The organism is Nocardioides sp. NPDC057767 (assembly GCF_042798275.1).
GTDB lineage: Bacteria > Actinomycetota > Actinomycetes > Propionibacteriales > Nocardioidaceae > Nocardioides.
Genome location: NZ_JBHVKJ010000032.1, coordinates 20,822 through 37,963 on the forward strand (window position 1 = coordinate 20,822; position 17,142 = coordinate 37,963).

General features: G+C 63.7%; 19 protein-coding genes. 2 read left to right on the forward strand and 17 right to left on the reverse strand.

The annotated features are described in order from the left end of the window. Positions 1-246: 246 nt before the first annotated feature. The 5 genes from ACFVDI_RS17290 to ACFVDI_RS17310 all read right to left on the reverse strand — a co-directional run bounded on the left by ACFVDI_RS17290 (position 247) and on the right by ACFVDI_RS17310 (position 6,772). Positions 247-2,457, reverse strand: coding sequence for a protein kinase (locus tag ACFVDI_RS17290; RefSeq protein ID WP_378907142.1), 2,211 nt, complete (start codon positions 2,455-2,457; stop codon positions 247-249). Positions 2,458-2,514: 57 nt separating this feature from the next. Then, entirely contained in the window at positions 2,515-4,209 is a 1,695-nt protein-coding gene (locus ACFVDI_RS17295) for an ABC transporter substrate-binding protein (RefSeq protein WP_378907145.1), read from the reverse strand. A 127-nt stretch (positions 4,210-4,336) separates the two neighbouring features. After that, a complete protein-coding gene (locus ACFVDI_RS17300; RefSeq protein WP_378907147.1) occupies positions 4,337-4,972 on the reverse strand; it encodes a transcriptional regulator in 636 nt (211 codons plus the stop codon). Between the two features lie 185 nt (positions 4,973-5,157). Then, positions 5,158-5,553, reverse strand: a complete 396-nt coding sequence (locus tag ACFVDI_RS17305) for a DUF3592 domain-containing protein (protein WP_378907150.1) — start codon at positions 5,551-5,553, stop codon at positions 5,158-5,160. 19 nt (positions 5,554-5,572) lie between these two features. Next, the gene (locus ACFVDI_RS17310; RefSeq protein ID WP_378907152.1) at positions 5,573-6,772 is read right to left on the reverse strand and encodes a hypothetical protein; all 1,200 of its coding nucleotides are present in this window, start codon (positions 6,770-6,772) and stop codon (positions 5,573-5,575) included. Between the two features lie 171 nt (positions 6,773-6,943). Between ACFVDI_RS17310 and ACFVDI_RS17315 the strand changes: the two genes are divergently transcribed. Further along, entirely contained in the window at positions 6,944-7,399 is a 456-nt protein-coding gene (locus ACFVDI_RS17315) for a DUF3592 domain-containing protein (RefSeq protein ID WP_378907155.1), read from the forward strand. A gap of 39 nt (positions 7,400-7,438) precedes the next feature. Here the strand turns inward: ACFVDI_RS17315 and ACFVDI_RS17320 are convergent, their stop codons facing one another. From ACFVDI_RS17320 to ACFVDI_RS17350, 7 genes are all read right to left on the reverse strand, one after another. Next, positions 7,439-8,089: a protein TPRXL gene (locus ACFVDI_RS17320; protein ID WP_378907158.1), complete on the reverse strand. Its 651-nt coding sequence runs from the start codon at positions 8,087-8,089 to the stop codon at positions 7,439-7,441. Next, positions 8,070-8,795 carry a hypothetical protein gene (locus ACFVDI_RS17325; protein ID WP_378907160.1) on the reverse strand — a complete coding sequence of 242 codons (726 nt, stop codon included), beginning with the start codon at positions 8,793-8,795 and terminating at the stop codon, positions 8,070-8,072. Before ACFVDI_RS17325 ends, ACFVDI_RS17320 begins: the two co-directional genes overlap by 20 nt. After that, a complete protein-coding gene (locus ACFVDI_RS17330; RefSeq protein ID WP_378907163.1) occupies positions 8,788-9,420 on the reverse strand; it encodes a hypothetical protein in 633 nt (210 codons plus the stop codon). The genes ACFVDI_RS17325 and ACFVDI_RS17330 overlap by 8 nt, the downstream gene beginning before the upstream one ends. 62 nt (positions 9,421-9,482) lie before the next feature. Further along, a complete protein-coding gene (locus tag ACFVDI_RS17335; RefSeq protein WP_378907166.1) occupies positions 9,483-10,574 on the reverse strand; it encodes a hypothetical protein in 1,092 nt (363 codons plus the stop codon). Between the two features lie 84 nt (positions 10,575-10,658). Next, complete coding sequence (locus tag ACFVDI_RS17340) at positions 10,659-10,955, reverse strand: flagellar protein FlgN (RefSeq protein WP_378907168.1); 297 nt, start codon at positions 10,953-10,955, stop codon at positions 10,659-10,661. 107 nt (positions 10,956-11,062) lie between these two features. Beyond that, complete coding sequence (locus tag ACFVDI_RS17345) at positions 11,063-11,350, reverse strand: WXG100 family type VII secretion target (protein WP_008356172.1); 288 nt, start codon at positions 11,348-11,350, stop codon at positions 11,063-11,065. Between the two features lie 334 nt (positions 11,351-11,684). Next, complete coding sequence (locus ACFVDI_RS17350) at positions 11,685-11,972, reverse strand: WXG100 family type VII secretion target (protein ID WP_008356172.1); 288 nt, start codon at positions 11,970-11,972, stop codon at positions 11,685-11,687. A 471-nt stretch (positions 11,973-12,443) separates the two neighbouring features. Between ACFVDI_RS17350 and ACFVDI_RS17355 the strand changes: the two genes are divergently transcribed. After that, entirely contained in the window at positions 12,444-13,298 is an 855-nt protein-coding gene (locus ACFVDI_RS17355) for a hypothetical protein (RefSeq protein ID WP_378907171.1), read from the forward strand. 136 nt (positions 13,299-13,434) lie between these two features. Here the strand turns inward: ACFVDI_RS17355 and ACFVDI_RS17360 are convergent, their stop codons facing one another. The 5 genes from ACFVDI_RS17360 to ACFVDI_RS17380 all read right to left on the reverse strand — a co-directional run bounded on the left by ACFVDI_RS17360 (position 13,435) and on the right by ACFVDI_RS17380 (position 17,138). Next, positions 13,435-13,890: a hypothetical protein gene (locus tag ACFVDI_RS17360; RefSeq protein ID WP_378907174.1), complete on the reverse strand. Its 456-nt coding sequence runs from the start codon at positions 13,888-13,890 to the stop codon at positions 13,435-13,437. 57 nt (positions 13,891-13,947) lie between these two features. Beyond that, positions 13,948-14,385 (reverse strand): hypothetical protein, encoded by a 438-nt coding sequence (locus ACFVDI_RS17365; RefSeq protein ID WP_378907177.1) that lies wholly within the window; start codon positions 14,383-14,385, stop codon positions 13,948-13,950. A 191-nt stretch (positions 14,386-14,576) separates the two neighbouring features. Further along, the gene (locus ACFVDI_RS17370; protein ID WP_378907179.1) at positions 14,577-15,296 is read right to left on the reverse strand and encodes a hypothetical protein; all 720 of its coding nucleotides are present in this window, start codon (positions 15,294-15,296) and stop codon (positions 14,577-14,579) included. Positions 15,297-15,301: 5 nt separating this feature from the next. Beyond that, positions 15,302-15,928, reverse strand: coding sequence for a hypothetical protein (locus ACFVDI_RS17375; protein ID WP_378907182.1), 627 nt, complete (start codon positions 15,926-15,928; stop codon positions 15,302-15,304). 37 nt (positions 15,929-15,965) lie between these two features. Next, positions 15,966-17,138, reverse strand: coding sequence for a hypothetical protein (locus ACFVDI_RS17380; RefSeq protein WP_378907185.1), 1,173 nt, complete (start codon positions 17,136-17,138; stop codon positions 15,966-15,968). Positions 17,139-17,142 lie beyond the last annotated feature (4 nt).

Consider the following 17,142-nt stretch of genomic DNA (forward strand, 5'->3'; position numbering starts at 1 on the left):
CATCCGCTCCTAGCACGGTCGCCGGCAACGGGTCCTGCACCGGCGGTGGCGGGGGCGGCGGAGTCTGGGCCGGCGGCGGGGTGGAAGGAGGAGGTGGTGGTGGTGTCGGAGCAGGAGACGGTGTGCCAGAAGGTCCGTTGGGCCGAGCGACCCGCGGCCTGATCGTGGTCTTGTCCGGATCGTCGACAGGGGGACGCTCGAACGACGGCCCGCGAGGTGTGTTGTCAGGAGCTCCGGTGGAATCGCTCATCCGAGGGTTCCTCCCATCAGGTTGTAGCGGCGGACATCGTCGGGCGACTTCTTCCACGTCGCCATCATGTGACCGGGGAAGGTCCCGGTCTTCGAGGCCAGGGCCACGTAGAAGGCATAGGGGCTCTCGCTGGTGTCCTGCGTGACCGCGACGATGTCGGTCCGTCCGTCACCGTTGACGTCGGCGACGGCCACGGGATACCTGCTGGTGGTCTTGAGGGTGTTGCGGGGCTTGGGAAGCTTTCCGCGGTTGGCGATCGAGAACTGGGCTAGGTCCTCGCTGAACCTGCCGACGGTGATGGACTGGCCCTCACCGCGACCTGACTCCGCGGCGACGATCTCGTCGCGACCGTCGCCGTCGACGTCACCAGCGACCAACGAGCTGATCCCCTTGTGCTGGAAGGGGAACGACTTGGCCGCGGCAGCGGCAGTCCCGTCGCCCTGGTAGAGATCCAGGTCCGAGGTTCCGGTCGTCAGCGTCTTGTCCTCCGGCTCACCCGGAGCTCGATTCAGCACCACCAGATCAGCCTTCTCGTCACCGGTGAACTCACCCACCACGACCTGCTCCCTGGTGGCAGCCGGATAGGCCGCGAACTGTGTCGGCTCCGCAAACCCCGACCCGGTGCCGCGATAGACCCAGATGGCACCGTCCCCGACCGTTCTGCCCTGTCTGTCGAGGTCAGGGTCCGGGTTGCCGAAGGTCGTGGCCATGAACAGGTCGGTGACACCGTCACCGTCGAAGTCGTCGGCACCCAGGTCGTAGTAGAAGGACGACCCGGCCATCTTCTTGCCCTGCTCGACGACCCCCGCGGGTGCCTTGAGGGATCCCTCCAGATCACCGTGGAAGTTGAAGCCCTTCTCGCTTCGTACGAAGGTGATGAGTGAGTTCTTCCCATCGCCGGTGAAGTCGGCGCAGAGCGGGAACACCTCGCCACCGTCGTTGTCCTCGGGGAGGGCGGGGTCGTCGTAGGTGACGGCCTTCGACGGGGTCAGCGTGCGCCCGTCCGACTTCCAGGTGACCACGTCGACGCCCTTGCCGTCAGGGTTCTGGGTGTTGGTGACCACGTCCCCGAACTTGTCGCCGTTGACGTCCGCGTACGCGGCGCCCTTGACGGTCGGCACGATGGGCTCGGGGCCGTGCTCGACCCAGGGCTGGGTGATCGCCAGAGCTCCACCGACCCCGAGGGCGGCCACGCCGACCATCGCCGCCCCGACCCGGAGCGGGGTGATCCTGGAGGGCCGCGCGGCCTCCTCGATCAGGATGGCCTCGCTCTCGGACGGCGCCCGCACCGCGGCGACCGGGATCGGCACCGGGTTCGGGTTGGTCATGGACGGCGCCGGCACGAGCTGCGCCGGAGCGGTGATCTCGCGCAGCTTGAGCAGGTCGTCCTTGAAAACGGCGGCGCTCTGGTAGCGGTTGCGCCGGTCCTTCGCCATCGACAGCTGCAGGATCCGGTTGGCTTCCCGGGTCCACTCGTCGGTGCCGACGAACTGTGGGATCGGCGCGTTCTGGTGCGCCATCGCCACCTGCACTGCCGCACCCGAATAGGGGATCATGCCGGTCAGCGAGAACCACAGCATGCAACCGGCGGCGTAGATGTCCCGTGAGGGCTCCGGCGTGATCGGGCGGCCCTGCGCGTCGCGCTCGTCGCGGATGTATTCCGGCGCGAGGTAGTTCCACGTGCCCGTGATCCCGCCTGCGGGCGAGTCGGAGGAGGAGGTCGCGATCCCGAAGTCGCACAGGAACGCGAACGGGTCGAGAGGGCTCGCCGGGTTGCGCACGAGCACGTTCGACGGTTTCACGTCCTGGTGGATGATCCCGACCTGGTGAGCATCGTGGAGCGCCCCCGCGACCTGTGCGTTGACCAGGCACGCCAGGTGTGGAGCCAACGGCCCCTTCGAACGTACGAGGCCGGACAGGTCGCCACCCTTGATGAACTGGGTGACGATGAACGGGCTGCCCTGCTGCTCGCCGATGTCGTAGATCGCGATGATGTGGGGCGACCTGATCTGGGCGAGGGTCTGGCCCTCGCGGATGAACATGTCGATGAACTGCCGGTCGGCGAGATGGGCGTGCACCATCTTCAGTGCGACCTGGCGCTCGAGCCTGGTGTCGAATGCGTCGTATACGACGCCCATTCCACCTTCGCCGAGGATGCGGTCCAGGCGGTAGTGTCCGAACACTGCCCCGGGATGAAGCGTCGTCATGCCCGCACCCTATGCAAGGGACGAGGAACCCAACCACTCAAAAAGTCGAAAAGTCGTCTACTTCTTGGTCGGCGACCACTCGACGATGGTGGAGATGAGCGGAGCGACCTGACCGGACCGGGGGCGGACGCTGTCGACCTTCTTGTCGATCACCGTCACCGTCGGGTTCATCACGATCGGCACCACGATCGAGTCCGCGACCAGCGTCTTCTCGATCTGGACGCGTACGTCTCGGGCCTCGTAGGGATCGGCGGTGCGGGCCAGCTCGCCGATGAGCCGGTCGCGTTCGCGGTCCCCGCCCCCGGTCGCGTTCTGGCTGCCCTTGCTGCCCCACTGCGCCGAGATCTCCTCCGGCGTCTGCGGGATGGGGATCCTGGCGAGGACGGCGTCCCACTTGCTGCCGGACAGCACCTTGTCGGCCCCGGACACACCGCAGTCGGTGGTGGACCAGCCCTCGTCGTCGACGACGTTCGCGATGGTGTCGTAGGCGCCCGAGGCGAAGGCGTTCGACTTGTCGTAGGCGATGCACACCCTGGCGCCGCGCGGGGCCGTCGCGTCCTCCGAGGCCTTGAACTTCGTGGAGAACCCGGAGTCCTCGGTCGCGATCTGGTAGCCCTCGCCACCCGGCGGGAACAGCACGACGTCGGTGGCTTCGTACGCCTCGGCCCACTCGCCCGCGCCGCCCTCGGAGATGTCGCCACGGGGCACGGCCCGCAGATAGGACGTGCGGGTCTCCTTACGCTTGAACAGGCCGCGGTCGGTGCGGAGGATCAGCGCCCACATGGTGCCGTCGTTGGCGGTCTCGACGCCGTAGTCGCGACGCTCGAGGTCGCGCACCTGCTTCCGGTTGCCCTTGGTCGGGGTGACCTGGACGACGTCGACCTTCTCCCCGAGGCCGGCCAGCGCGTCGGCGCTGGCGGGGGTGAGGCGTACCTGCTCGTAGGTCGGCCTCGCCTCGCCCGCATATTCGGGGTTGGCCTCGAGGTCGACCTCCTGGCCGGCCTCGCCGGCCGTGATCTTCGCAATCCGGTAAGGCCCGCTGGACAGCAGCGCCTCCTCGGACGCCTTGCCGTCCTCGGCGACCGTGAAGGCGGTCTTCCACGCCTCCGCGATCTTGGTCAGCTTCGCGGTGTCGGACTCCTCGATCGCGGTCTCGACGACCTCCTTGGCCTCGATCGGGTCCTCGATCTTCAGCGCCTTCTGCCCGACCACGTGTGCCGGGACGGCGACGTCCAGAGCCGTACGCCAGTCGACCACCGGCACCACCAGCGGGACCTCGATGGCGCGCGCGCCCTCGTCGACCTCGGGGATGTAGGCGCTCTTGGTCAGACCCGTCGGCACCGCGCCGAAGTCGACCGTCCCGTCGCTGCCTTCCTGGGCGGTGCCGAAGAAGCCCGACGTGGCCGCCCAGGCGAGCATCAGGTCGGCCGTGTCGATCGGAACTCCGTCGGACCAGGTGGGCTCGGCCAGGTCGTAGCGCACCCGGGCCTGCTTCTCGCCCTCCATGGTGACCTTGCCGAACGTCTCGTCCATCTCGACGGTGTCGTCGATGAGGGTGCCGAACGCGCCGCGCGTCAGCGAGGCGATGTCGAGGTTTCCGTCGGTCACGCTGCCGGCGCTCGCCGGGTTGGTGCTCGTCAGGGAGCCTCGCCACGCGACCGCGACCTCGGTGCCCTCCTCGACCGACGCCGGCAGATCGCCCGAGCAGGCGGTTGCGACGAGCGCCAGACTGGCAACGGAAACGACCCCCACGCGACGACGTGCCCCAGGATGCACCTTCAGTCCCCTCTCCGAGACAACGGACGCCCAGATCCTAACGAGCCTCGGCGGAGACCGGCCATCGACATAGCCGGTCTCCGCCGAACGGGCAGCGGTCACCTCACGACGCGGGGATCTCCACCTGCTCCGTGAACTCGGCGATGGTCTTGTCCGAGCCGATCACCTTCGCTCCGTCGCGCTCGTACTCGATGAGGTACGTGTCGGCCTTCTCCTCCACCTGGAAGGCGATCCAGCCGGTGTGCTCACCGCCGTCGCGCCGCTGGACGTCCTCCAGCGGCGTACGCTGCGCGGCGGTCAGCTCCTCGGTCATCAGACGGGTGTCGGAGCTCTCGAAATCACCGCCGTTGTCCCACGAGATCTCGAAGTTCCCCTCCGAGATCCGGCCGCCGTACTCCGTGCCGGGCTTGATCTTCACCTGCAGCAGCACGACCTCGCCGCCCTCGGCGATGAGGTCCGCCTCCTCCGTCGACGGGAAGTCGCGGACGGCCGAGACGATCTCGATCGTGTCGCCCATGTCCGGGTCCTTCAGCGTCTTCCCGATCTTCACCTCGGTCTCGTCGCCCGCCGGCGCCGCGGACGGGGACTCGGAGGCCGGTGCGCTGGACTCGACCTCGACCGCGGCATCCGCGGCGCTGTCGGTCTCCTCGGAGCCGCACGCGGTCATCGTGAGCGCGAGGCCGAGGCTGAGACCGGCGGCGGCCAGTCGGCAGGTCCGGACGGTGGTGCGAGTACGCATGAAGAACCCTTTCAACAGTGCATGTTCCCGAGAACGAAAGACGGGGGCAGGAGTGCTAACCGAAGGAGCGAGGCCCCAACGCCCGCAGGCAGCCTACCTGAGGCGGATGGCAGTGCTCACCTAGCGTTCAGCCGACTGTTGTCGCTTCCGCCGGACTCGTACGGCAGTCCCGGCCTGACCGGGAGTCAGACCCGAAGCCCCGCCAGGATCAGCGTCGCACCGAGGCCGAAGAGAGCGACCGCAATGACCAGCAGGACGTACAGCCACACCATGGACGACGCTTCGCTGACGTCCTCCCTCTCCGGGTCGTACATCACCGTGATGCGTGAGTTTCGTTTCGGCGCCCGGAACCACGGTGTGTCAGTTCCCGATCGTGCCTGGCCCGACGAATCGACAAATCGATAGTGCACGGTGGTCGACGTCTCACCGTTGTTCCGCCGCTTTGTCTTCACCGACGTGACTGTGGCTTCGACGTGCGTCCACGTACGCCGACGCATCCAGGTACGGACCGTCATGATGAGCACGATCGGAAGAACGAGTGCCAGACCGGCACCGGTCCCGATCAGGTCCACCGATTCCATGGCGACACCCACCCTCCGCTTACTCGCCCTGCTTCGCCAACCACGTGGGGTTGACCGCCAGGGCCGTGACAGAGGCGTCCTTGGTCGGGAAGTCCACGTCCTCCACGTCGACTTCGAGAGCCAGCGCCGCCTTCCCGGTGGCCAGGTCCGTGCGCACCAGGCTCAGCTCGGTGAGCTCGGTCCACACTCGATCGCTCCGACGCCTCGTGAAGCGCTCGCGCAGCTCGCTGTCATTGATGACCGTGTAGACGCCGCTCGACGAGTACGCCAGCGCCTCCGCGTCGAGCCCGACGGAACCCTCCAAGTAAACGACCTTGCGGGCACGAATCGGCGCAGCCTCAGTGGTCGGCACCGGTGCGCTCCACATTGTGTTGTCGACGACCCAATAGAGCTGACTGTCCGAGACCGTCACCCGATCCGGTCCGCCGATGCGCGACGAGTCGTCATCCGCCGGATAGACGATCTCGTGGTCGACCGCAACCTGCTCGGCGGGCGTCCCCTTCGCGGTGTTCCAGATGCGGACGAAGTGCTGGTCATCGTCGTTCTCCCACCCCTCGTAGACGAGGCCGTCGACACAGGGAGAGGTGGTGCCCGGGAAGCCTGAGGGCTCCAAGGTGCTCAGGATGTCCGCGCCGTCGTGCGGGTACGCAGACGTCAGAGCGGCTCGGTCCCGCTGGCTCTCTGGGATCGACTCGCTGTCGTCCTCGAAGGCCTTGGTGTCGGTGCCCCTTCCCGATGAGAACACGCGCTCACCACACACGGCTGCGGTCGATGTGGCGCCGTACGGAGACATTCGGGTCGTCGCTTTACCGCTCTCTCCGTCGATGTACGTCACGAACGGATCCTTGGACCCGTCCTCGGGGCTGAACCCGACCAACGTCCCCGCCCCGACCGGCACCCGATACCACTCATGTTGCGTCTCGACTTCGTTCCCGCCACTCGTTCGCTCGTTCGCGGTCAACCCGGTCTCATCGATCACGTAGTCGTGGCTCCGGTCGGACGTCGTGATCCCGTTCTCCGTCCATGAGATCTGGGCGCCCTCGACACGGTCGAGCTCGACCGATCGCGTCTCCCCGTTCGCGGAGACCAGTACGAGGTGACTGGAGTCCTCGCCACCCTCGTGCACCCGCAACGCCAGGACCGCGTCACCGGTCGCGAAGTCCTCCGGCGGCGGACCGACCGCACAACCCGAAACCAGCGCTGCCGTGGCCACTGCCATCGCTGCCAAACCCCGAGCCACCGCTCACATCCCGTCATCAGTAGGTGCGCAAAGACGCGGTAAGGCTAGCGAGCGCCGAACTCGACCTCTCGCCGACGTCGCCTGTCGCCGCGGATTAGGGTTCAGGTACTCGACCTCGGGCAATCGGGACAAGAGAGGAACGTCCGGAGCATGGGACTGGATGACGTCATCGGCCTGACCTTCTGCGTCATCGCCGGCATCGCGATCGGCGCAGCGGGTTACCTCAACTTCGGAGATGCTTGGCGAAGGGCCCTCAACAGTCGCGAGTGGGCCCGGACGACCGCTCGCATCACCCGGGCTTGGAATGTGAATCTCGGTGGTGGACCCGGCACCACGAGATACAACGTCAACTACACGTTCACCGCTCCCGAGACCGGCGGCAGCTACTACGGCCACAGCGAGGGCGCTGCCCCGGACATGAAGACCGGGGACGACGTCGAAGTGATGTACGACCCAAAGGGGCCGTTCGACAACGAGCTGCCGCTGAACAGCTTCGAGCGGTGGTTCTACCCGATCGCGTTCGGCAGCCTCACCGTCGTCGGCGCGGTCTTCGTCATCGGAAGTCTGGCCGTCGCTGCGGTGATGGTGGCCGACCAGATCCGCTAGCGCACTTGCGGCCGTCGACAGCCTGTCAACGTTTCGCAGCTATGCCTGCGGCGGCGACCAGCGAAGCGACGAGGCGCACACGTCGAACGCCGTCTTCCAGCCGATGAACAACGGGTCTGTCGCCGACATCTCCACAGGACGCGCGACCGATGCCGTGAGCTGAAGACCGCGACGGTGCTTCGACCCAGGGATTGGTGTCACATAAACGATCGAGGTCATCACGATCGAGCCGCCCTGGAGATCCTTCGTGGACTCGCGTTCGAAGCGGATGAATCGCTTGTCGCCAAAGAGCGGCTTGGCGTCGTACGTCTGGATCGCATGCGTCACGTAGCCGTCGAGGCTCTCGCCGTTGGGCGCGCGCCGGATGGTTGCGAACATGGAACCCGGGATGTAGACGTCGCCGGTCGGCGCCCCGGTGGGCGCGAAGTAGGCGATCACGTTCTGCTGCTTCATGAGCGAGAACGCCTGATCCATCTGCATCCGAAGGTGCGCATGCAGATCGGGCCGGTTGGCCTCCATGCAGCGCCGCTTCATCTCGGCGTCGATCGCCTCTCGGTCGGAAGCGTCCGGAACGTGGCGCTCCCAGCCATCGAGGAGCTTCAGGTGGAACTCCGGGTCCTTGGGAGCACCCAGCATCTCCCTCAACGAACTTGCACTGTTTCCGGACATCTCAAGCCTTTCCGTCAGCACGTGCAGTCAGAGGACTGCGATCCAGTGCATCGAATTCGTCGTAAGACACGATCGAGCGCGAGCGCAGCGTGGTCAGCGCTTGGCGCCTCGAGGCGAGAAGCACCTCGAGCTCGTCCGGGGTCAACGCATCGACGTCGACCGCCGGCGGCTTCTCCTTCGAGTAGAGCCGGAACTCCGCGACGATCACCGCGATGCCGAACACCAGCAGCAACAGCGGTGCGATCACGAGGGGAACGCGCGGATAGGCATCCGCGTCGCTCATGAAGATCAGGACCAGAAGCAGGACGGTCGAGACCAACACGAAGACCGAGAACCCGAACAGGGATCGGTCCCACTGCCGGTGAGTCGACCGGGCCCACGGCACGAAGTGATAGAGCAGGGCGAGGAAGCCGAGCGCGCAGCCGATGTAGACGCACGGGACCTCGAAGCCCGGTGAGAAATCCTCGGAAAACTTCCTCGCACCTCCGCCACTGGCAAAGACCGCCACGGAGAACAGCGGTCCGGCCAGACCGATGAGCGCGACCCAGAACATCAACTTCGCAGCAACGTTCGCCGCACCCGAGCGGCGACGCTTCCTTTCCGCTGCTTCCAGCTCGATCTGCGCATAGTCCAGCACCACTCGATTCAACTCATTGATGTCGAAGCGATCGAAGTTGCTGTGCACCGTTGCCCAGTTGCCCGGATCAATCGCTGCCGCCTTAGGCATTGGAAAGGTGCTCCCATTCGTCAACGTGGTTTCGTGTGAGACCCGGAACCGGGCTGGCCTCGAAGGGACGACCGTCCGGGTCGAAGAGAGAAAGACTCGAGAGAATGACCGGCATCTGAGTGATCGTGAGCTGGAACGCCAACGGCAGACCGGACTCCACGATCAGGCCCACACCACCGGTGTCGCCGCTGAAGGCATAGACCGCGGTGGACAGGTGCAGATCCTGTCCGTCGACGGTCTCGTCCCGCGATGCGACGCACTTGATGCCGGGGCCCATCGCCGCACCGATGCACTCATCGACGTCGAAGCCCGACTTCTCCCAGGCCTCGACGTCCAGGTCGCCAGCTTCGGCAAGGACTACTCTGACGCGGCTGGCAATCGGGACCGTCATCGGCCAGTGAAGCATGGTGACCAGCCTGCCCGGCTCACCGATGCCGGCGAGGGAATCCGTCAGAACGCGGCGTACGTCCTCGTCGGACTGCCGGCTCGCGTTGCTGCCGAACCACTCGCGGACACGGGCGCACTCGGTCGACACCCACGTGTCGGCGCCCTGCCCCAGGTCGCTGGGAACGAGCGTCCATTCGCGTTGTGGGTAGATTCCTTCAGCTCGCCACGTTCCGACCATGGTCGTCCTCCGATTTGATTACAAGCTCCGAGCAGCACACGTCAGTATGGTCGATCGATCGCTCAGGCGAAGATGTCGCCGGCCGAGTCGGGCAGGCCCTGGATCGTGTTCACAGTGCTGTAGAAGGAGTTGGTCTGCTTCGCCAACGCGCCCTGGATGTCACCAGCCGCGCGCCACATCTTGCTGTACGAGCTGATCCGCGTGAAGTCACCGACATCGAGACCGGCGTGAAGGCTGGTCATGATGTCCGGAAAGGCCTTGAACTTGACGGCGTCCCCGACGCCACCCGCCGCCTTGTACCCAGCCGAGAACTTGGCGAACTTGGACGCGCCGGCGCCCAGGTCAGTGATCGCATCGGCCATCTTTCCGAACTTGCCGAACGGCACGACGTCGAGAACAGCTAGCACGAGGTCCCAGCCTGAGCACTTTCCGGCACAGAACTGGATGGTCTTCGCAAGGAGCACCAGGGCCGACACCGCCATCGCGATCGCCGCCAGCGGTCCCGCGATGAACAGGCTCGCCACGAAGAGCACCATCGCAACGATCTCCAGGACGGCGATGATGTCGTCGAGGACCTCCCAGAAGCCGTCCTCGATCTTCCCGGACATCTCGTTACCGATGCCGCTGACGGCAGCGTCGTACGCGTCTTCCCAGGAGTCGTAGTAGCCGTCCCAGGTCTCGGCGGCGTTCTCCCAGTCCTTGCGGGCCTGTTCCTTCGCCTCGGCAGCATCTTCCTCCTGCTGCGCCTCCGGGCTGCCTTCCTTCGGGCCGGCACCCGGAAGATGGTTCGGCGCACCTTCCATGCCGTCGTACTTGGCCCACAGGTCCTCGCAGGTGTCGACCTGCGACCTGATCAACGGCTGCCACTGTTGGAGCTCTTGGCCGTACTTCGCAATGATCGGGCCCACCGGCGTGTAGAGCGCGCTGGCCTCTTCGAGCGTCTTGTAGGAGTCGCCGATCTTGTCCTGAAGCTTCTCGACGGCCTTGCCGTCCATCTCGCCGTTGGCGAGATCGTGTTCCGAGATCTTCTTCAGCTCTTCGTAACAGGACTTCATCATCTCGCCCAGACGCTCGATGGCGTCGCCGCGCTCGATGATGCCGGAGGGATTGCCCTCGACAGTCCTGATCTCTCTGCCCTTAGGTGATGAATCCATGGCTCATGTGCTCCTTCGTCGAGCCCGTCAAGTGTCCTGAACCGTCCGCCCCGCCGCAGTCACCGCGCTGCGGGGCCGAACGTCCTACTTGGTCTGGAACTGGAGGGCAGTCTCGCTGTCCCAGTTCTCGAACCCGTCGACCACGCCTTTGACGTGCTCGTGGAGCTCCTTCAGGCTGTCCTTGAGCTCATCGCGCTTGTCGTCCCAGCGCTCCTCGAAGTCCTGTGCCTTGTCCCGGAGGTCGCTGCGGCCGTACGGATTGCCGATGTCCGCCTCGAGCTCCTCCGACTGGCTCGTCGCATTCTCGAACTCGCTGACAATCGAGTCCAACTGTGTCGCGATCCTCGAGAGTGTCTCGATCTTGATCCTGACGTCCGCCACCGCAAGCTCCCCTTCGATCTTCCGCCATCTGCCCGGTCAACGTGCCGAAATGTCGCCGCGGGTGGGGCGACCGCGCATGCTCCGCCCCACCCAACCAAGCGAATGGATCAGCCGCCGGCGAGCTGGCTGTCGAGGTCCTGGATCGCCGTGGCCATGTCACGCAGCGCCTGCGCCATGTCCTCGACGCCGGCAATAGCGTCCTTCAGACCCGTGGTCATCTCCGTGTAGCCGTCCTGGAACTTCCCCGACGCCTTCTCCGTCTTGAACCCGTCCTGAACCAACTCATCCACGTAGCCCTGGCACTCGTCCAGAGCCGACTCGATCGTGTCCTTGCCCTGGTCGAGCTTGTCGGCGGTGCCGGTCATCTCGTCGTATGTTGCCCCGAAGTCACTCATCGATCATCGCCTTTCCCGCGATTCTGTCGAACGACACATGGCAGCGCCGTTCGTCACCGTACGTAGCGCGTCACATGGTCGTGACGAGCTGACCCGACGAGGCGACGCCATCATCACGGACATGCTCCGAGATCCGGGCGTTCGACATCGTCACGGTCGTCCTACCCGCTTCGTCGAGTTCTAAACATCTTCGAAAGTAAAGATTTCTGCTGACCCGGTTGAGAGGTCGCAGCGCCCGGCGGGAGTCGACACCGCAGCACCTGACGGGGACGTCCGAGACGGGCAGATGGTGGGCTCACAGATGCGAGCCCACCATCCTGACAAACGCTGTGACTCAGCCGCCGGCGAGCTGCGAGTCGAGGTCCTGGATCGCCGTGGCCATGTCACGCAGAGCCTGCGCCATGTCCTCGACACCAGCGATGGCGTCCTTCAGACCCGTGGTCATCTCGGTGTAGCCGTCCTGGAACTTACCGGACGCCTTCTCCGTCTTGAACCCGTCCTGAACCAGCTCATCGACGTAGCCCTGGCACTCGTCCAGCGCCGACTCGATCGTGTCCTTGCCCTGGTCGAGCTTGTCGGCGGTGCCGGTCATCTCGTCGTATGTTGCCCCGAAGTCACTCATCGATCATTGCCTTTCCCGCGATTCCATTGCAGGACGCCCCGTCGGAGCGCCGGACGTCACGGTATTGCACGCGACGCGGAGTCGTGAAGCGCAAATCACGATCCGCTGCCACCTTCGCTCGACAACTCTTATGGGGCCCGACTTCACTTGCAACGTTGCCCTGGCAACCTCAGCCGATCCCGATCGCGGAGTCCTTGGATGGCGGCCCAACGCTGCAACCCGAAACCATGGCCGCCGTCGGATCCGTCACCGCTGCGGTTCCTCGAGTCACTGTTCACATCAGACCTCAGACGATGAGCTATGGGATGCACCTAGTAGCCACCGCCCTCCGAGGTGCCCAGAATCGGCAAGCTAGAGTCCGAGAACACCCTCGGGCGTGGGCAAGTGACGCCGTTGCAACCACGCGCCGACATCTGGCCACGGCCAGGTCATACACATGACCACACCGCGACTCGGAGCTGGAAACTGCCCATGACAACAACAGGCAAACGCGCCGGAATCTTGCGTTCCCTAACGCAACCCGGTCTTCTCGGGAGACTCAGTCGAGGCAATCCGAAGTCGGCCCCATGGGTTCTGAGCGGCGTTCACCTGCTTCCGGTCGCAATCGTCGTCCTCATCTGGTGGATCGGCCTGTCTCCGGCCTTCGACAGCATTCACTGGGTCCCAGCGATCCTCGCCACGGTCGTGGCTGTCGCCGTGCCGCTCCCGATGATGTACGCCTTCGGCTTCTGGGGTGTTGGCGCCGCCAGCGGTCAAGATGGCGGTGATCAGTTTGATGGCGACTTCACGCCTCTCGTTGCCTTCGCACTTGGATGGCTCCGCTGGGTCCTCCAGATCGTCATGATCGGCGGCGTTATGATCGGGACGGTCTTCATCTGGCTCGACTTCCGCCCCTGGCACTTCTTGAGTAGCCCAGAGATCGACGCAATGCCCAACAAAATTGCCGCCATCCCGATCCCGGATGACTGGGAAGAATCCAGCCAACCCTCTGAGGACTGGAAGAAGGATCACACGTCCTATACGAAGCCGCACGCACAGCTTCGCGCATACTTCTACGCGCCGGTCACCTATAAAGAGATGACGGAATGGGTGAATCACACGTCAGCGTGGGAGCAAAGCAAGTTCGGAGCAATCGATCACATCGAGTGCGACTCTTCACTCGAATGGTGCCACGCGGAGCGTGTCCCGGCGCCCGGCGAGCCGCGAGAGTACAGCCTGACAATCAGCTGGCACGAGGCCCGAGGAGTGACCGATGGCGCTGGGCAACCACTCCACTCGGTCGACATCGACCTGAAGTACGCCGCGGAGGGGCAGCCCTGGAACTGAAATCCCCTGACTTGACCTGCCGTTCACAGGTCGCCTCCGGTTCGGTCGGACCTTTCGGTATCCTGCCGGTCACGAGAGGTGGCGTGCCGGACCCTGTCTCCCCCGCACACCAGGTTCCGCCCTCAGCGGACCGTCATTACAGTCCGTACATCGCGAGAACGTTGCCGCCCAATTCAATCTCCGGCAACTGATTCGGGTCGTCCCACGGAACCTCGGTCTTATGCTGCAGGTAGTAGTTGCCAACTGGTGACGCCGGCGCAGGGTCGCTGCCGTCCACCGCACCTCGTACGCGTTCCAAGAACTTCGTGAGCGCACGATCGTTCAATCGACCATCCAGAAGCGCGGCAGGTGTCCGCGGGTCCGCCCCAACCACTACGTGAAACACCGAACCTGAACCGTTCACGTCGACGCCCACGAGGATGAACCTCGGGTTCGAATACCATGGCTTCTCGCGAGCAACGAGCCTTCGACCATCGTTATGGACCGCGAGAATCTTGCAGGTCTTCGTCTTCTGAACAACGCCTAGGGCCGCCTTGAAGACCGTCTCAGCATCCTCAGGCACTTCGACAGCAACGTCGCGCGCGTCACGCATCAAACTCACCTCATCTTTAGCTTCCGCCCAGTGCGCAAGCAGGACTTCACATCGTACTCAGGGCGCCGGAGGGAGCCATCGCAACGTCGACACGCACGCATCGAACGCGAACTTCCACGACCGAACCAACTTATCCTCGTTCGAAGACTCTAGCGGGCGCATGAAGCTTGCAGTGAACTGAAGCGCACGACGTCGGTGCGCCCCTGGAATCGGCGTCAGGTAAATCAAGCTATTCTGGATGACCGTTGACTCATCCATGGCGAGCGTCTTCTCGCGCTCGAAACGCACGAACCGCTTATCACCGAAGAGCGGACCGGCGCCATGCTCTCGGATCAAACTCTTCGTGAGTTCATCCAATGACCCACCACTCGGCGAGCGACGCACCGATGCTACAAGAGATCCCGGGATCAGAGTCTTGTCATCTTCTACCTTCGATGGCACGTAGTAGGCGATGACAGACTGCTGATTCATTGTCTCATAGGACTCATCGACCATCTTCGAAACCATCCCGTAGAGATCTGGCCTCTGAAGTCCCGAGAGTCGCAACTTGAGGTCCGCGCTCAGACGAGTCCTGTCGGCATCGTCTGGCGTGCGTCGCTCCCACCCAGGGAGCAACTTGATCTCAAAACCTGGATCCTTCGGTGCTCCTAGCATCTCCCTAAGTGAAACAACTTCCGGCGAAGGACTCATTCCGTGCCTTTCCGAGTGACAACCAACGCGCCCAAAGGTTTCTTGATCGCTTTGTTTACGGTCCTCAGTTTGACCGCCTTGCGTTTCGCGGCCTCCTTGAGCGCCGCATTTCGATGATCAAGCAACAATTGAGTCTCTACTTCCGACAAGTCGCTGATCTCGACCTTAGGAAGGGCCTTGGTGGAGTTGCCAAAAACAAAGGAACATAGCGAGGCCAGCGCTGCAAAGAATGAAGCCCAAGTCGGCCACATATAGACCCCGCCGACGTCAACACCATCGCGAATAGCCGCGAAAACCAGTGTGAATCCGGAACCACCCAGGAGTAGCCCCGACAGGAGAAGGTCCGACTCCCTCGTGCGCAGCCCCGCCCGCCACCAGCCCACGATGCCTACGATCTGACAACCCAAACCGATCAGGAAAGACAGAAGAACGATCTGAGTAGCGGCTCCGGTTGAAAATTCAGTGCTCTGAACGTGGCGAAACTGTACGTTCCCCGCGAATGCGAGAGCGCCAGCTACCGGCGCCAAACCGGATAGAGCAACAAGGATCTGATTCCCAAGCGAGCGCGGCGCGCAGATCGACCATATTCCTTGAAGACGCTCATCGCGATACAAGATATAAGAAGCGCGGTCGAGAACCTGTTGTTCCACGTCAGCGACTTCGACTTGTTCTCCGCGACGGAGCCGTTCAGCCCACTCGAATGCGTCGTGCCACATGTTTTTCATTCAGGAAGTCCCCAGACCTCATCCACCAATACTATGTGACTGAAACTCGCCGATTTCCCACGAAAGACCGCCCCGCTTTCGCTGAAAACCTCGAGACCCTGAAGCAACTCTTCGATTCCGGGTCGCATCATCACGAAGTAATTCACTGGCATCGGGTCGAGAGAAACCTTGACGCATCTGGAACCGTCAACGAACACATAGTCCGCCGTGACGATCTGGACATCTACATCGCTGGCCGATTCCCGAAGGACCGCGTCGACACTGACGCACTCGACGCCAGCTCCCAGTCGCTCCGACTCGTAACTGCGCAGTTCATACCCGTCATCAACCCAGTCCTCAAGCCGTGGCACTCGGCCAGAGGTCACGTTGACACCGAAGAACAGGTCTCCGAATGGCGGCCAGTATGCGGCCGTCAGACTTGCAGCACCCGGCCGCAGGCGCTGAGCGCGTTCGAGGTCACTCCTGATCAGGAGCGTCGTATCCGAACTGAACTCGGTGTCCCATGCTGCTTCCAGCGCGCTTGTGACCTCCGACGACCAAGAAGAAATCGCGGACTCCGGCAACTCTGGGATCTCAAACCAACCGGGTTCACGGACCTCTGCGTTCATCATCCACGCAGTCACTGGCTTTCCTCGCATATGTGAGTCGGGAACACCATCGTCACCACACGACGTCTAGGACGTCGGACACCGCTCCGCCAGGCTCGAAGTCATGGGAGAATGGGTTGAGAGTCGGCCCACCGCTCAACTTTGAAATCGAATCGATGACCTCTGGCCCCTTTCCCCAGTTGGAAACGAGTGTGTGTCCCTGCTCCCAGACCCTTCCGTGAGCCGTCGACCCCTCTCCACCACGAGTGAACGCAGAGATGACGTCCCCTCTCGGACGCGCGCGGACCGCTTCGTCCCAGCCACGCAGGGTCGCCTTTGTTGCCCTGAATCCAACCTTCCCGAACACGGTTCCTGCAGTCGACATTTTGCCGCCAAGCCCAGCTACGCGACTTGCACCCTTCATGGCACCGCTGAGCGCACGACCAGCGGCTCCGAATGGGATCACGCCGAGCGCAGCCCACCCGACGTCAGCCCAGCTGCCGTTTCCGAATATGGCTTGGCCCAAGCGGCCTGCCAGGATGACCGCGGACACGATGAGAGCAAGGGCAGCGAACGGGCCAGTTAGGAAGATCGCCGCAATAGCGAGCACTAGAGCGACGTAACCGAGAGCATCGAGAACAGGTCCGATGTCATCCCAAAAGCTGTCCTCGATCTGACCAGACGTGCCATCGGTCACACCTGAAACCGCCTGCTCATAGGCATCCTCCCAGGTGTCGAAGTAGTTATCGAAGTTCTCGGCCTCTTCGTGCCACGCGTCGTAGAGCGCCTGCTTCTTCTCAGCTTCCTTCGCCGCGTCATCAGCCTCTGGACTGTCGGGCTCAGGTCCGAGCTCAGGCGGAGCCATCCCGATCTCCGGGCCAGGAGCATTCTGATACTCAGTCCACTTCGTGTAGCACTCATCGACGGATGCGTTGAGGCCATGCTTGATCACCATCAGGGACGACCCGTACTCCTGGATGGGGGGACCCACCGGCTTATACAGGTCCGCGGCCTCGCGCAGCTTCTGAAACGAATCTCCGATCGCTTCCTTGAGGGAGTCGACCGCCTCGCTCACCATCGCCTCGCCCTCGAGGGTGCCATTCTTGATGCCCTCAAGAGTATCCGCTGCAGATTCCATCATCTCGCCGAGACGTTCGATCTGATAACCGCGGTTCCAGATGGAGTCGCCATCATCAGCGATCGACTCGATGGTCCGATTCTTCGGAGAAGTTCCGCCGCCGCTCATATCA

What these genes read in the sequence shown, in the direction of transcription:
- ACFVDI_RS17315 (WP_378907155.1), top strand. Translation starts at nt 6,944, where the DNA reads ATGGGACTGGATGACGTCATCGGCCTGACCTTCTGCGTCATCGCCGGC.
- ACFVDI_RS17325 (WP_378907160.1), bottom strand. Translation starts at nt 8,795, where the DNA reads ATGCCTAAGGCGGCAGCGATTGATCCGGGCAACTGGGCAACGGTGCAC.
- ACFVDI_RS17335 (WP_378907166.1), bottom strand. Translation starts at nt 10,574, where the DNA reads ATGGATTCATCACCTAAGGGCAGAGAGATCAGGACTGTCGAGGGCAAT.
- ACFVDI_RS17330 (WP_378907163.1), bottom strand. Translation starts at nt 9,420, where the DNA reads ATGGTCGGAACGTGGCGAGCTGAAGGAATCTACCCACAACGCGAATGG.
- ACFVDI_RS17380 (WP_378907185.1), bottom strand. Translation starts at nt 17,138, where the DNA reads ATGAGCGGCGGCGGAACTTCTCCGAAGAATCGGACCATCGAGTCGATC.
- ACFVDI_RS17345 (WP_008356172.1), bottom strand. Translation starts at nt 11,350, where the DNA reads ATGAGTGACTTCGGGGCAACATACGACGAGATGACCGGCACCGCCGAC.
- ACFVDI_RS17290 (WP_378907142.1), bottom strand. Translation starts at nt 2,457, where the DNA reads ATGACGACGCTTCATCCCGGGGCAGTGTTCGGACACTACCGCCTGGAC.
- ACFVDI_RS17355 (WP_378907171.1), top strand. Translation starts at nt 12,444, where the DNA reads ATGACAACAACAGGCAAACGCGCCGGAATCTTGCGTTCCCTAACGCAA.
- ACFVDI_RS17350 (WP_008356172.1), bottom strand. Translation starts at nt 11,972, where the DNA reads ATGAGTGACTTCGGGGCAACATACGACGAGATGACCGGCACCGCCGAC.
- ACFVDI_RS17310 (WP_378907152.1), bottom strand. Translation starts at nt 6,772, where the DNA reads ATGGCAGTGGCCACGGCAGCGCTGGTTTCGGGTTGTGCGGTCGGTCCG.
- ACFVDI_RS17365 (WP_378907177.1), bottom strand. Translation starts at nt 14,385, where the DNA reads ATGGTCGATGAGTCCTATGAGACAATGAATCAGCAGTCTGTCATCGCC.
- ACFVDI_RS17360 (WP_378907174.1), bottom strand. Translation starts at nt 13,890, where the DNA reads ATGCGTGACGCGCGCGACGTTGCTGTCGAAGTGCCTGAGGATGCTGAG.
- ACFVDI_RS17305 (WP_378907150.1), bottom strand. Translation starts at nt 5,553, where the DNA reads ATGGAATCGGTGGACCTGATCGGGACCGGTGCCGGTCTGGCACTCGTT.
- ACFVDI_RS17300 (WP_378907147.1), bottom strand. Translation starts at nt 4,972, where the DNA reads ATGCGTACTCGCACCACCGTCCGGACCTGCCGACTGGCCGCCGCCGGT.
- ACFVDI_RS17370 (WP_378907179.1), bottom strand. Translation starts at nt 15,296, where the DNA reads ATGTGGCACGACGCATTCGAGTGGGCTGAACGGCTCCGTCGCGGAGAA.